The organism is Streptomyces sp. HUAS CB01, from assembly GCF_030406905.1.
GTDB lineage: Bacteria > Actinomycetota > Actinomycetes > Streptomycetales > Streptomycetaceae > Streptomyces > Streptomyces chengbuensis.
In genome coordinates, this window is record NZ_CP129137.1 from 4,430,637 (window position 1) to 4,444,211 (window position 13,575).

Here is a 13,575-nt window from a genome sequence, read left to right on the forward strand (position 1 = left end):
GTACCCGAAGTACGTCAATAGCCAGGCATTACGACATCTCCGACTATGGTGGCGATGTGCCCCGCCAATTGGGAGACCTCGAAGACGCCGTCATGACGCGCATCTGGCAATGGAACCGCCCGGTGACGGTGCGCGAAGTGCTGGAAGATCTCCAGCAGGAACGGTCCATCGCCTACACCACGGTCATGACCGTAATGGACAATCTCCATCAGAAGGGCTGGGTGCGCAGGGAAGTCGAAGGCCGCGCCTATCGATATACCGCGGTCTCCACCCGGGCCGCCTACTCCGCCGCACTGATGAACGAAGCCTGGTCGAAGAGCGACAACCCCGCGGCGGCCCTTGTCGCCTTCTTCGGCATGATGTCGCCGGAGCAGCGCCAGGAGCTCAGGGACGCGATCCGCGTCGTTCAGCGCGACCCCGCGGAAGAGACCGCGGAACCGGAGCGGGAAGGGTCTTCGCAAGGAGCGGCGGAGGGTTCTCCCGAACAGGATGCCGAGGGCGCCCACGGCGCGGACGGGGCGGGGCGATAGCGTCCGGTCATGTCGTCAGCGCAGCCGCTTCCCAATGCCGCAGCAAATGCCGTCACGGTCCGTCGGGCCAGGACCGGCGATGTGCCGGCCGTACGCCGTCTCGTGGACCCGTACGTGAGCGAAGGCATCCTGCTCGACAAAGCGACCGTGACGCTTTACGAGGACATCCAGGAGTTCTGGGTCGCGGAACGCGACACGGACGCGCAGGTGGTCGGCTGCGGTGCCCTCCACGTGATGTGGGAAGACCTCGCGGAAGTGCGCACGCTCGCCGTGGACCCCCAGTTCAGGGGCGGGGGTGTGGGCCATCATGTGCTGGACAAGCTGCTGCACACCGCCCGCTGGCTGGGTGTGCGGCGGGTATTCTGCCTGACCTTCGAAGTCGACTTCTTCCGGAAGCACGGCTTCGTGGAGATCGGTGAGACTCCGGTCGACGGAGATGTCTACAGTGAGCTGCTGCGTTCCTATGACGAGGGTGTCGCCGAGTTCCTCGGTCTCGAACGGGTGAAGCCGAACACCTTGGGCAACAGCCGGATGCTTCTGCACCTGTGATCCCGCTTCGACGGCAAGCGGAAGCGGGACTCAGCCCGGCGCCGAACCCCTATGTCCGAATCGCGCACGTTTCCCGCGTTCCCCGGGTTCTGAACCTCTGCCGAGGGTTTGTGTTTTCCAGAGAAAAGCGGTTTCCTTTCCGCGTACTGCATTTTCGATGAAAGGAAATCCGGTGGCACAGAAGGTTCAGGTCCTTCTTGTCGATGACCTCGACGGCGGCGAGGCGGACGAGACCGTGACGTTCGCTCTGGACGGCAAGACCTACGAGATCGACCTCACCACCGCCAACGCGGACAAGCTCCGCGGTCTGCTCGAGCCCTACACCAAGGGCGGCCGGCGCACCGGTGGCCGTGCCACGACCGGCCGTGGAAAGGGCCGTGCCGCATCCTCGACGGGCAGCAAGGACACCGCCGAGATCCGGAAGTGGGCGAAGGAGAACGGCTACAGCGTCAACGACCGCGGCCGCGTCCCCGCCGAGATCCGCGAGGCCTACGAGAAGGCCAACGGCTGAGCAGTCGTCCGCGGCCCTGCCGCACACGTCCGCATCAGACGGGCCCGGTGGCAGGCGTTCGCCGCCGCGTCCACGAGCCGTACGAGGTCGGGGGTGCCGCCCGCGCCCCCGGGCCCGGCACCGCGGCGCCCGACGGCGGCGAACGCCGGCAGTGACGGCTCCACCTCGCGCCCCGGCTTCGGGGGCCGCAGCCATTCGGCGGCCCCCTGCGGCGCCCCGGCCGGGACGGTGCACCCCGGGGGCGCCGGGGCGGGTACGCACCCGCCCCGCCCGTGAGCGGTGAGCTCCAGGCCGATGCCGCCCCACTCCAGCCAGTCGAGCAGCCCCGGCAGCTCCTCGGCGCTGCCCGCGGCGACCAGGAGCAGAATTCCGTTCCCCGCCCTGGCGACCGGCCCGGTCCGTCCACAGCGCCGCAACAGAGCCGTTCCGGCGTCCGCCGGCAGCTCCAGAACGTCGAACCGCAGCCCGGTGATCAGCCGTACCGGTGGCCCTTCGGCCGTAGCCCAGCCAAGCTCGTTCTTGTACCACCTTGCGCCGCCGTCATCGAGCGGCACGCGAGGTGCCGGGAGAGTGAAGGCCATGTCCGTGGAACTGCCGGGAGGACCCCGTGGTTACGGATCGTCAGGCAATCGTCACGCATGGTGCCGGGACGGAGGTGACAAGGGCGTGCTCGGGGGCGCAAGGGTGTTCGCCCGTAGCTGAGGGAACCGGCGTGCGCCGCATGGAGTGTCCGTCCATACGGGTAAGACATCCCTAGTGGGGACGGGTGACACGCGGGCTCCGGGGTCTCACGTTCGCCATCGGCGTACTGATGGCACGGGTAACTGCCTGGCCTGCGGGAACATCGTCTCGCACCATCGGGTTGGAGCATTTGTCGGCGTTCGGGGCAGGAGGCCACAGACGGGTGTCGGCAGTTGGAATGAGCGGTCCCCGCTTGCGGGACTAAGCTGCGGAAGGACAGGGAGGGGATCGACCCCTAACTGACTGACCGCTCTGAGGAGCGATTAACGATGTTCGAGAGGTTCACCGACCGCGCGCGGCGGGTTGTCGTCCTGGCTCAGGAAGAAGCCCGGATGCTCAACCACAACTACATCGGCACCGAGCACATCCTCCTGGGCCTTATCCACGAGGGTGAGGGTGTCGCCGCTAAGGCCCTGGAGAGCCTCGGGATTTCGCTCGAGGCGGTCCGCCAGCAGGTGGAGGAGATCATCGGCCAGGGCCAGCAGGCCCCGTCCGGGCACATCCCCTTCACCCCTCGTGCCAAGAAGGTCCTGGAGCTGTCGCTCCGGGAGGCTCTCCAGCTGGGCCACAACTACATCGGCACGGAGCACATCCTGCTCGGCCTGATCCGCGAGGGCGAGGGCGTCGCCGCCCAGGTCCTCGTGAAGCTGGGCGCCGATCTCAACCGGGTGCGGCAGCAGGTCATCCAGCTGCTCTCCGGTTACCAGGGCAAGGAGGCCGCCACCGCCGGCGGTCCGGCCGAGGGCACGCCCTCGACCTCCCTCGTCCTCGACCAGTTCGGCCGGAATCTCACCCAGGCGGCCCGCGAGTCCAAGCTCGACCCGGTCATCGGGCGCGAGAAGGAGATCGAGCGGGTCATGCAGGTGCTGTCCCGCCGTACCAAGAACAACCCGGTCCTCATCGGCGAGCCCGGCGTCGGCAAGACCGCCGTCGTGGAGGGCCTGGCGCAGGCCATCGTCAAGGGCGAGGTGCCCGAGACCCTCAAGGACAAGCACCTCTACACCCTCGACCTCGGCGCGCTGGTCGCCGGCTCCCGCTACCGCGGTGACTTCGAGGAGCGCCTGAAGAAGGTCCTCAAGGAGATCCGCACCCGCGGGGACATCATCCTGTTCATCGACGAGCTCCACACCCTGGTGGGCGCGGGTGCCGCCGAGGGCGCGATCGACGCCGCCTCCATCCTGAAGCCGATGCTGGCCCGTGGTGAGCTGCAGACCATCGGTGCGACGACGCTCGACGAGTACCGCAAGCACCTGGAGAAGGACGCGGCCCTCGAGCGCCGCTTCCAGCCCATCCAGGTCGCGGAGCCGTCCCTGCCGCACACCATCGAGATCCTCAAGGGTCTGCGCGACCGCTACGAGGCGCACCACCGCGTCTCCATCACGGACGAGGCGCTGGTCCAGGCCGCGACCCTGGCCGACCGGTACATCTCGGACCGCTTCCTGCCGGACAAGGCGATCGACCTGATCGACGAGGCCGGTTCCCGGATGCGCATCCGCCGGATGACCGCTCCGCCGGACCTCCGCGAGTTCGACGAGAAGATCGCCGGTGTCCGCCGGGACAAGGAGTCCGCGATCGACTCCCAGGACTTCGAGAAGGCGGCCTCCCTCCGCGACAAGGAGAAGCAGCTGCTGGCGGCGAAGGCCAAGCGGGAGAAGGAGTGGAAGGCCGGCGACATGGACGTCGTCGCCGAGGTCGACGGCGAGCTGATCGCCGAGGTCCTCGCCACGGCCACCGGCATCCCGGTCTTCAAGCTGACGGAGGAGGAGTCCTCCCGTCTGCTCCGCATGGAGGACGAGCTCCACAAGCGCGTCATCGGCCAGAAGGACGCCATCAAGGCGCTGTCCCAGGCGATCCGGCGTACCCGCGCCGGTCTGAAGGACCCGAAGCGCCCCGGTGGTTCGTTCATCTTCGCCGGACCGTCCGGTGTCGGTAAGACCGAGCTGTCCAAGACGCTCGCCGAGTTCCTCTTCGGCGACGAGGACGCGCTGATCTCCCTCGACATGTCGGAGTTCAGCGAGAAGCACACGGTCTCGCGCCTCTTCGGTTCCCCGCCCGGATACGTGGGTTACGAGGAGGGCGGCCAGCTCACCGAGAAGGTGCGCCGGAAGCCGTTCTCCGTCGTCCTCTTCGACGAGGTCGAGAAGGCCCACCCCGACATCTTCAACTCCCTGCTCCAGATCCTGGAGGACGGTCGTCTGACCGACTCCCAGGGCCGGGTCGTGGACTTCAAGAACACGGTCATCATCATGACGACCAACCTCGGGACCCGGGACATCTCGAAGGGCTTCAACCTGGGCTTCGCCGCCCAGGGCGACGTCAAGACCGGCTACGAGCGGATGAAGGCCAAGGTCAACGACGAGCTGAAGCAGCACTTCCGGCCGGAGTTCCTCAACCGCGTCGACGACACGGTCGTCTTCCACCAGCTGTCGCAGGACGACATCATCCAGATCGTCGACCTGATGATCGCCAAGGTGGACGAACGGCTGAAGGACCGCGACATGGGCATCGAGCTCAGCCAGGAGGCCAAGCTCCTGCTGGCGAAGAAGGGCTACGACCCGGTCCTGGGCGCCCGTCCGCTGCGCAGGACGATCCAGCGCGAGATCGAGGACCTGCTCTCCGAGAAGATCCTGTTCGGCGAGCTGCGTCCCGGTCACATCGTGGTGGTCGACACCGAGGGCGAGGGTGAGGAGAAGAAGTTCACCTTCCGCGGCGAGGAGAAGTCGGCTCTGCCGGACGTCCCGCCGATCGAGTCGGCGGCCGGCGGCAGCGGGCCGAACCTGTCGAAGGACGCCTGAGCGTTCCGAGCGCACGTCGAAGGGGCTGCCCCCGGACCCGAGGGTCCGGGGGCAGCCCCTTGGTGATGCGTGCGGCCGGGAACGGGACCTCCCCCGCGGCTGGACTGCCGCGGGGGAGGTACGCGCCGCCCGGGAGGCCCGGACCGTACCCCCGTGGGACGGACCCGGGCCACGGGCTTCAGCAGACGTCCGGCTTCCGCCAGGTGCACTCGAGATCGGCGGGTGCGGTCCGGGGGGCGTTCCGCAGGGCCGGTTCGGACGTGGTGGCGATCGTGCCGCCGGCCGTGTCGGACCTGGCCAGCGTCACCACGATCGCGTCCTCGATGCTCTTCACGGAGGACGCGAGGTGGTTGTTGAGCACGATGCTGAAGACCAGTTCGCGGCCACCGGCGTCCTCGACGTACCCGGAGAGCGCCGAGGCGCCGGTCAGGGAGCCGGTCTTGGCACGGGCGTTGAGGGCAGCCGGGGTGTTGCACATACGGGTGCGGAGCGTGCCGCCGACGGCGCGGTCGGGGTTGCAGGCGACCGGCAGCGACGCGTTCCAGTCGGCGTACCAGGGCGCGTCGCGGACCGCGAGCAGGAGGCGGGTGAGCTGGTCGGCGGGGAAGACGTTCATCCGGGACAGGCCGGAACCGTCCGCCTGGCGCAGTTTCGCCGCCTCGACCCCCTCCTTCCTCAGATAGCCGTCGATGGCGGAGAGCCCCGCGCTCCAGGTGCCGTGTCCGGACGTCTCGTAGCCGAGCGTCTTGGTCAGCGTCTCGGCGTGCATGTTGTTGGACAGCTTCATGAAGGGCAGCATCAGTTCCCTGAGCGGCATGGAGCTGTGGGTGGCGAGGACCTTCGCGCCGGGTGGCGTGGGCCTGCCCAGGCGGGGGGTGCCGGCGACGCGTACGCCCTGCTCGGCCAGGGCGTCGGCGAAGACGGACGCGGCGTAGCCGGTGGGCTCCCAGACGGTGATCCACTCCTTGGTGGTGGAGCCGCCGACCGGGATGTCCCCGCTGATCACGATGGTGTTGGTGCCGTGCTCGCGCTCGACGGCGAGGGTGTCGGTCCCGCCGGCGGGCACGGTGCGGCCCCGGACGTCGACCCGCACGTAGTCGGTGGGCGGGGTGAGCTTCACCTTCGGCCTGTCGCCCGCGGTGGCGCCGGGGGACGCCTCCACGATGACGGTCCCGGAGTCGTAGTCGGTGTCGGGTGCGACCGTCAGCGGGGAGATCTGGGCGGAGTAGTAGGAGGACTCGTCGTCCGCGGCCCAGGAGCGGCCCAGACGCTGGGTGTCGAACCGGGTGTCGTCGGCGACGATGCGGCCGGTGACCGCGCGGATGCCCGACTCCCGCAGCTGCGCGGCGAGCCGCCCGTAGTCGGAGGCGAGTGCGGTGGGGTCGCCTCCGCCGCGGAGGTACAGGTCGCCGTGCAGGACCGAGCCGTGACGGCGGCCCGTGGACAGGACGTCGGTACGGAACCGGTGGTCGGGGCCGAGCAGCGCCATGGCCGCGGCGGACGTGGCGAGTTTCGTGTTGGAGGCGGGCATCAGCCGGTCGCCGGCGTCGCGTTCGTAGAGCCGCTCCCCGGTGGTGGCGTCGGCGACGACGACGCTCGCGGCACCGCCGTCCATCCGGGGGTCGGCGAGGATCGTGTCGATGGCGCCCTTGAGTCCGGTGTCGGACGGCCCCGCCCCGGCGGGTGCGCTGCCGCTGCTCCAGGCGAGTGCGGCGACGAGGCCGAGGGCGAGTGGCCAGGTCCGGGCGTGGAGGACACTGCGGCGGAAGCGGTCACGGCGGAGCCGCCCGCTCCGGTTCAGGCTCATCACGGGTCTGCTCATGTCACAGGAGGATGGCGGACCGGGCCGGGGGCGGGAAGGAGGCGTGACGCAACACCCGTGCTATTCGGGCATCCTGACGGTCACTGAGACATGGCCGGGAAAGCCGTCCGCCCCCAGGACCAGGGCGGGATCGCCGACGACGAGGATCCGGCGGAGCCCGTCCACGGCCGTGAGCGGTGACAGGTCCACGGGTTCGTCCTGCCACAGGTGGACGACGGAGAGGAAGGGCAGGCCGGGGAAGAGCTCCGGGACGCGGCGCAGGGTCGGTTCCGCCCGTCTCAGCTCCACTTGGACCCCCTCCACGTCCGGTACCCGTGCCACGACGGCCAGTTGGCTGTCGTCGAGGAGGAGCGTGGTCAAGGGGCCCACGGCCGAGAGGTCGGTGAGGGCGGGACAGCGGTCGATCTCGACGTCCCTCGGCGGCACGGGTGCGTCCGTCAGGCAGTCGAGGCCGGTCAGCCGCGGGTTCCGGGAGATCCGGACCGCGGGAGGCGCACAGGACCGGACCGTCGCGGCGATGAGCTCCTCGGGCAGGTCCCCCTGGAAGTGCACCGCGCGGCCGCCGCCGAGGGCGGCGAGCGAGCGCGCCTGCTCGCCGTTGCGCACCGTGAAGTACAGCCCCGAAGGGTCGATCGCGGCGATCACGTCCCTGGCGTACTCGGCGTGGTCGTACCGGTCCCAGGACCACACGAGCTGCGAGCGCACCCGCACCGAGGGGTGCCCGGCGTACCGGGCGAGGAAGGGGACCGCCGCGTCGGAGTCGACGAGCGAGGCGGTGACGACCGTCATGTGCGCCACGTCGTCGCCCCCCGCCTCCTCGGGTCCCGGCAGCAGGTCGAGCACCAGGGGGCCGGCGGCGGACAGGGCCCGGGCCTCCTGGACGGTCCTCGGCGGAATGGCCTCGGCCGTGCGGCTCAGCAGCGCCTCGCGGACGGACGGCGCGATCTCCGTCGCCTGTTCCATCGCCGCCGCAGCGACCACCAGGATCCGCAGCTGTGCGGCGCGGTCGGGCGCCGCGTCCGCAGCGGCGAGCAACTCCGTGAAGATCTCGGCGCATTCGCGCGGCCGTGCATGGGCCACGCTCATGCGGATCACGTCCTCCCACTGGTCGTCCGCCGCGTGCCGGACGAGGACGCCGATGTGCCACTCGTCGACGATGGCCTTGGCGGCGAGGTGGTCCTGGAAGGTGCGGTGCACGAAGTCCACCGCGCCGGGGGAGGATTCGCGCAGCAGCCCGCTGCGGTGCAGCAGATGGGCGAAGACCGCCTGCGGGTCCCCGGCGGCGGCCGCCTCGGGGACCGCCGGGATCGCGCCGAGGACCAGCGACTCGGCCCGGGAACGGTCCATCTGGGTCCGGCCGTTGAGCGTCATCCAGTACGCCAGCCGCTGCACGAGCTGGATCTGCGGGGCCTCGGCGAGGTCGACCCCGGAGGGCGCACCCATGTCCCGCTCCCGGTCCCGGCGGGTGAGCAGCATCGCGAGCGCCGCCTCGTAGAGGGCCTTGCGGCCCCGGGGGAGGAAGCCGCGCCGGTCGCGGTGGAGTGCGCAGATCAGCCCGCACATCAGGGGGTTGGTGGCGAGGGCGGCGAGGTCCTGCTTGCTGCGGAGGGCGTCCTGGAGCGGTTGCTCGTACGTTCGGGCGTCGGCACCCGCGGCCCGGTGCCAGCGCTGGACGAACGTCGTGACCGCCCGGCGGCTCATGGGGGAGAGGGTGAGGTCGGTGAAGCCGTCGGCGGCGAGCCAGTCGTCGCGTACGGCGGAGGGCCGGGACGTGACGAGCCAGCGGTTGCCGGCGCCGTAGGCGCCCAGCAGATCGCGGAGCCACCGGCGGGTGCGGCTCCGCTCGGCCTCGGGGACCTCGTCGACGCCGTCGACCAGGATCAGTCCGCGACCCGCGGTGAGGACCCGGTCCGCCCAGTCCTCGGGCGGGGTGAGGGGGCAGCCCACGGCCGACAGGAACCCCTCGGGGGCGGGCAGCCGCTCGCCGTGGCGGGTGAGGGTGCGCAGAGGCAGGACGAAGGGGACGCGGTCGTGGAGGTAGCTCATCCGTTCGTCCGGGTCCTCACCCGGGACACGGGTGGCGGACACGGCCAGCCACTGGACGAGGGTGGTCTTGCCGGAGCCGGCGACGCCGCGGAGCAGCACCCGGTCGTGGGCGGCGAGGGCCTGGTCCGCGGGCACGGGCTCCGCCTCGGGATCGTCCGCGCCGCGCGCCCTGCCAGGCCACCGGACGCCGTCGCCCGGCGGCTCCTGGCGGTCCGCGGCCGGTCCGGGCTCCAGGTCGGGCCCGGTCGGGTCCGTGGCCGGTGCCGGGCCGGTCCGCGGGTCAGGGGCCGGTGCCGTCCGGGCGGAGGCGTCCAGACACAGGTAGGCGACGTCCAGAGGCCACTCGTCCGGTGAGTCGTGCAGGTCGATGCCGTAGATCGTGAGGTCGCCGTGCCTCCGCGCGACGTACTGGAGGTAGCGGCGCTCGAACTCCGTGTCACGGGCGTCCGCGCGGGGCACCCGCCGGATCAGCTCGTCGAGCTTCCTGATCAGCTCGGCCTGGGTGCGGCTCTGCTCGACGAGGGTGCGGGCGACGAAGGACGAGCGCTGGGTGAAGAACTGCAGGATGTGCAGGCAGGCCCACTCGGTGATCGAGTCGAGGTAGAGGGTGGCGTCCGCGGACAGTCCGGCGGCTGCGCGCCGTGCCGCGGGCGTGGTGCGCAGCCGCCGGGCCAGTTCGCGGTGGCCGTGGCGGACGGCCTGGACGTCGTCCATCTCCAGCTCGCCGAGGGCGAGCAGGGTCCGGGCCAGGGCGTCGGCGACGGCTTCGGCCTCGTCGCCGGGGAACGGCGCCTCACCGGGGCGGGCCAGCGACTCCCGGACGAGGGTGCCCGCGAGCTTGTGGACGTCCCGCTCGGTGAGGGTGCGCTTCTCGCCCCGGAACGAGACCAGGCCCGCGAGTCGTACGGGTCTGTCCGTGAGGGCCGCGCCGACGCCCTCCTGCACCAGGAGGCGTCTGACGAGCGGGGAGAGCGCCGCCGACGCGAGGCGGCTGCCGATCAGTGCGGGCTCCATCGGACTCTCCCCCGTGTCCAGAGGGGCATATCCCCTCAAACCTCGCGTTCCGGGCGCACCGCCCGAAGTCAGTCAGCGCTCGTGGCTAACGGGACTTTGGTCCCGAAACGGACGGACTTTGGTCCCACCGCCCGTGACAAGGCGCACAGGCGTTTCCGAGCCTACTAGGGCGCTTAGTGGGGTTGCGGGGCCGTGCGCGGGGGTGTCCGGACCCTCAGGGGTGGCGTCGGGGGCCGTGCGGGCCCGGTGCGGCGGCGGTCCGGACCGGTCAACGTATCTGTGCAGCCCCCACGTGCTAATAAACCATCCTTCGTCCGGAGATTTCGGGCAATGGCGGACGAGAGTTGCGGTTCCGTCAAGGGTGCCGCTCACAGGCGCGGCTCTACGACGAGATGTCGTAGATGGGGTGTTTGAGCCGGGTTGGGGGTGCGGGTTACCAAGGTGTTGCCCCGGTGCTCAGCCATCGGGTCGCTTCATGTCCCACAGCCCGGAGGTTCTCCCCGTATGTCGAAGCGCACCGCCCTCACCCGTTTCCGCCCGTCCGTGCTCCGTACCCGTGGTGCCGTCGTGGCTGCCGGACTCGGCGCCGCGATGGTCGTCGGAGCCGGTGCCGGTGTCGCGTCCGCCGACACGGTCGAGAGCGCCCCGGCCGCGGCCGAGGCGAAGCCGGTCGCGGCGAAGAAGGCCAAGGCCAACGGCTGGGTCAAGCCGGTTTCCGGCTACACCCTGACCGCCAGCTTCAACCAGGGCGGCGCCATGTGGTCCCACAAGCACTCCGGCCAGGACTTCGCCGTTCCGGTCGGCACCCCGGTCAAGGCCGCCAGCGGCGGTGTCGTCGTCAAGGCCGGCCCGAACGGCGGCGGCGACGGGTCCGCCTACGGCAACGCCATCGTGATCAAGCACGGCAACGGCAAGTACTCCCAGTACGCGCACCTGTCGAAGATCAACGTGCACGTCGGCCAGAGCGTGAACGCCGGCAAGCTGATAGCCCTGTCCGGCAACACCGGCAACTCGTCCGGCCCGCACCTGCACTTCGAGATCCGTACGACCCCGAACTACGGCTCGGCCCTGAACCCGGCGAACTTCCTGCGTGCGCAGGGCGTCACCATCTGACGTTCCCCGCAGGGCGGAGTACGGCTCACTCCCGCGGGCCGTGATGGGCCTGCGACACCAGATCGACGGCGACCTCGAGGACGGCTTCACGCTTCTCCTCGGGGTCGCCTTCGACGTTCTGCATGAAGAACATCCCGGCGTGCATCGTGAAGAGCGCGCTGACGCAGCGAACCCGGTCGGTCAGGGCCAGGCCCGGCTCCTGGATCAGCCGGGTCATCGTGATCATGCGCTCCTTGAAGGTCTCGCCGATGCTCAGTTCGCGCACGGTGGCCTGGTTCTCCTGCATGAAGCGGAAGAGCGGGTAGGCCCCGACGAGGGCCTCCTGGTAGCGGCGGAGGATCTCCTGCTTGGTCTCCAGGGTGTGCGGCTGCCCCTCGGCCCAGGCGATGAGCTCGTCGATCGGCCGCGTCAGATCCTGGAAGAGGCTGATGACGATGTCTTCCTTGGTCTTGAAGTGGTAGTAGAGCGCCGCCTTCGTCACGTCGAGCCGCTCGGCGATCTCGCGCAGCGACGTCTTCTCGTAGCCCTGCTCGGCGAAGAGCTCCAGGGCGACGTCCTGAATGCGCTGGCGGGTGTTGCCTCTGGCCATGGGGCTCTCCTGGGACGGATACTTACTTGACGCCCGGCTAGTTACGGGGCTACCTTCCCCAGTGTAGTGAACTAGCCGGGCGGCAAGTAAGTGCACAGGGGAGTGGAACGGGTGGGAGCACAGGAAGCACAGCAGGGAGCGGAGCCCGGCGGGACCGTGACCGCCGAGGAGGCCGCGGGCGATCCGTCGGCCGCGCCGCAGCCGCGCAGCGTCCGTGTCGTCCTGCTCGCGCTCATGATCGCGATGCTGCTGGCCATGCTCGACAACATGATCATCGGAACCGCCATGCCGACGATCGTCGGCGAGCTCGGCGGCCTCGCGCACCTGTCCTGGGTGGTCACGGCGTACACCCTGGCCACGGCCGCCTCCACGCCCATCTGGGGCAAGCTCGGCGACATGTACGGCCGCAAGGGCGTCTTCCTCACCTCGATCGTCGTCTTCCTGATCGGCTCGGCCCTCAGCGGGATGGCCCAGGACATGGGCCAGCTGATCGGCTTCCGCGCCGTCCAGGGCCTCGGCGCCGGCGGCCTCATGGTCGGTGTGATGGCGATCATCGGTGATCTCATACCGCCCCGGGAGCGCGGCAGGTACCAGGGCATGATGGCCGGTGTGATGGCCCTCGCCATGATCGGCGGGCCGCTCGTCGGCGGCACCATCACCGACCACTGGGGCTGGCGCTGGAGCTTCTACATCAACCTGCCCCTCGGCGCGGTCGCCCTCGCGATGGTCGGCGTCGTGCTGCACCTGCCGAAGCGCGACCGGATGGCGAAGGTCCGGGTCGACTATCTCGGCGCGGCCCTGCTCACGGTCGGCATCACCGCGATCGTGCTCGTCACCACCTGGGGCGGCACGGAGTACGCCTGGGACTCCGCGGTGATCATGGAGCTCATCGCGATCGGCGTCGTCGCCCTCGTCGGCTTCGTCCTGATGGAGACCAGGGCGGCCGAACCGATCATGCCGCTGCACATCTTCCGCAGCCGCAACTTCACCCTGATGTCGGTGATCGGCTTCCTGACCGGCTTCGTGATGTTCGGCGCGGTGCTCTTCCTGCCGCTGTTCCAGCAGTCCGTGCAGGGCGCCTCCGCCACCAACTCCGGTCTGCTGCTCCTGCCGATGCTGCTGTCGATGATGGTCGTGTCGCTCATCGCGGGCCGGGTCACCACCAGCAGCGGCAAGTACAAGATCTTCCCGATCATCGGCGGCGCCCTCATGGTCGTCGGCCTCTTCCTGCTCGCGCAGATGGACACGGGCACGTCGCGGCTCACCTCGGGCCTCTACATGGCGGTCCTCGGCGCCGGCATGGGCTTCCTGATGCAGATCACGATGCTTGTCGCGCAGAACAGCGTCGAGATGAAGGACATGGGCGTCGCCTCCTCGGCGACCACCCTCTTCCGCACCCTCGGCTCGTCGTTCGGCGTCGCGATCATGGGAGCCCTCTTCACCTCCCGGGTCCAGGACGAGATGGCGGCACGGGGCGGGTCGGTGGCGACCCAGCAGTCGGCGCAGCTCGACGCGGCGAGTCTGGCGAAGCTGCCGGAGCAGGTGCGGGAGGCGTACCAGTTCGCGGTGGCCTCCGGTACGCACTCCGCGTTCGTGCTCGGCTCCGCGGTCGCGGTGATCGGCTTCGTCGCGGCGTTCCTGGTCAAGGAGGTGCCGCTGAAGGGCGCCGGTCCGGCCCGGCCGGAGGACGACGCGGCCGCAGCCCCCGAGGGCGGCGCGAAGGTCGCGGAGGCGGTCTGACCTCGGGCACGGCCCGCAAACGCCCCCCGGTGCACGGCACGGGGGGCCGTCGGCGTCCGGGACCGCGTCGAGGGGTGCGGGTGCCGGTGCCGGCGCCGGCGCGTGGACGCACGGGGCCGGCGGAC

At 70.2% G+C, this 13,575-nt stretch carries 10 protein-coding genes; 6 read left to right on the top strand and 4 right to left on the bottom strand.

Annotation, left to right across the window (positions count from 1 at the left end):
* Positions 1-56: 56 nt before the first annotated feature.
* From QRN89_RS19650 to QRN89_RS19660, 3 genes are all read left to right on the top strand, one after another.
* The gene (locus QRN89_RS19650) at positions 57-530 is read left to right on the top strand and encodes a BlaI/MecI/CopY family transcriptional regulator (protein ID WP_290350720.1); all 474 of its coding nucleotides are present in this window, start codon (positions 57-59) and stop codon (positions 528-530) included.
* A gap of 9 nt (positions 531-539) precedes the next feature.
* The gene (locus tag QRN89_RS19655) at positions 540-1,079 is read left to right on the top strand and encodes an amino-acid N-acetyltransferase (RefSeq protein WP_290350721.1); all 540 of its coding nucleotides are present in this window, start codon (positions 540-542) and stop codon (positions 1,077-1,079) included.
* A gap of 172 nt (positions 1,080-1,251) precedes the next feature.
* Positions 1,252-1,590 (top strand): histone-like nucleoid-structuring protein Lsr2, encoded by a 339-nt coding sequence (locus tag QRN89_RS19660; RefSeq protein WP_093660849.1) that lies wholly within the window; start codon positions 1,252-1,254, stop codon positions 1,588-1,590.
* Here QRN89_RS19660 and QRN89_RS19665 read toward each other — a convergent pair.
* Complete coding sequence (locus tag QRN89_RS19665; RefSeq protein ID WP_290350722.1) at positions 1,569-2,171, bottom strand: SCO3374 family protein; 603 nt, start codon at positions 2,169-2,171, stop codon at positions 1,569-1,571. The two genes, QRN89_RS19660 and QRN89_RS19665, sit on opposite strands and share 22 nt — an antisense overlap.
* A 429-nt stretch (positions 2,172-2,600) precedes the next feature.
* Here QRN89_RS19665 and QRN89_RS19670 point away from each other — a divergent pair, with 429 nt between their 5' ends.
* Positions 2,601-5,126, top strand: a complete 2,526-nt coding sequence (locus QRN89_RS19670) for an ATP-dependent Clp protease ATP-binding subunit (protein ID WP_018892500.1) — start codon at positions 2,601-2,603, stop codon at positions 5,124-5,126.
* Positions 5,127-5,304: 178 nt separating this feature from the next.
* On the opposite strand, the gene dacB is transcribed toward QRN89_RS19670, so the two are convergent.
* Both dacB and QRN89_RS19680 read right to left on the bottom strand, forming a co-directional pair.
* The gene (dacB, locus tag QRN89_RS19675) at positions 5,305-6,933 is read right to left on the bottom strand and encodes a D-alanyl-D-alanine carboxypeptidase/D-alanyl-D-alanine endopeptidase (protein WP_290353781.1); all 1,629 of its coding nucleotides are present in this window, start codon (positions 6,931-6,933) and stop codon (positions 5,305-5,307) included.
* A 75-nt stretch (positions 6,934-7,008) separates the two neighbouring features.
* Positions 7,009-10,008 (bottom strand): NACHT domain-containing protein, encoded by a 3,000-nt coding sequence (locus QRN89_RS19680; protein WP_290350723.1) that lies wholly within the window; start codon positions 10,006-10,008, stop codon positions 7,009-7,011.
* A gap of 504 nt (positions 10,009-10,512) precedes the next feature.
* Between QRN89_RS19680 and QRN89_RS19685 the strand changes: the two genes are divergently transcribed.
* On the top strand, positions 10,513-11,121 hold the full coding sequence (locus QRN89_RS19685) for a M23 family metallopeptidase (protein WP_290350724.1): 609 nt from the start codon (positions 10,513-10,515) through the stop codon (positions 11,119-11,121).
* Positions 11,122-11,146: 25 nt separating this feature from the next.
* Here QRN89_RS19685 and QRN89_RS19690 read toward each other — a convergent pair whose 3' ends face one another.
* Entirely contained in the window at positions 11,147-11,710 is a 564-nt protein-coding gene (locus QRN89_RS19690; protein WP_290350725.1) for a TetR/AcrR family transcriptional regulator, read from the bottom strand.
* Positions 11,711-11,866: 156 nt separating this feature from the next.
* On the opposite strand from QRN89_RS19690, the gene QRN89_RS19695 reads away from it, so the two are divergent.
* Positions 11,867-13,450, top strand: coding sequence for an MDR family MFS transporter (locus QRN89_RS19695; RefSeq protein ID WP_290353782.1), 1,584 nt, complete (start codon positions 11,867-11,869; stop codon positions 13,448-13,450).
* The last annotated feature ends 125 nt before the right edge of the window (positions 13,451-13,575 follow it).

Bases quoted from the DNA above. Each gene is read 5' to 3' on its own strand.
- QRN89_RS19685 (WP_290350724.1), top strand. From the start codon at position 10,513: ATGTCGAAGCGCACCGCCCTCACCCGTTTCCGCCCGTCCGTGCTCCGT.
- dacB (WP_290353781.1), bottom strand. From the start codon at position 6,933: ATGAGCCTGAACCGGAGCGGGCGGCTCCGCCGTGACCGCTTCCGCCGC.
- QRN89_RS19680 (WP_290350723.1), bottom strand. From the start codon at position 10,008: ATGGAGCCCGCACTGATCGGCAGCCGCCTCGCGTCGGCGGCGCTCTCC.
- QRN89_RS19670 (WP_018892500.1), top strand. From the start codon at position 2,601: ATGTTCGAGAGGTTCACCGACCGCGCGCGGCGGGTTGTCGTCCTGGCT.
- QRN89_RS19665 (WP_290350722.1), bottom strand. From the start codon at position 2,171: ATGGCCTTCACTCTCCCGGCACCTCGCGTGCCGCTCGATGACGGCGGC.
- QRN89_RS19655 (WP_290350721.1), top strand. From the start codon at position 540: ATGTCGTCAGCGCAGCCGCTTCCCAATGCCGCAGCAAATGCCGTCACG.
- QRN89_RS19690 (WP_290350725.1), bottom strand. From the start codon at position 11,710: ATGGCCAGAGGCAACACCCGCCAGCGCATTCAGGACGTCGCCCTGGAG.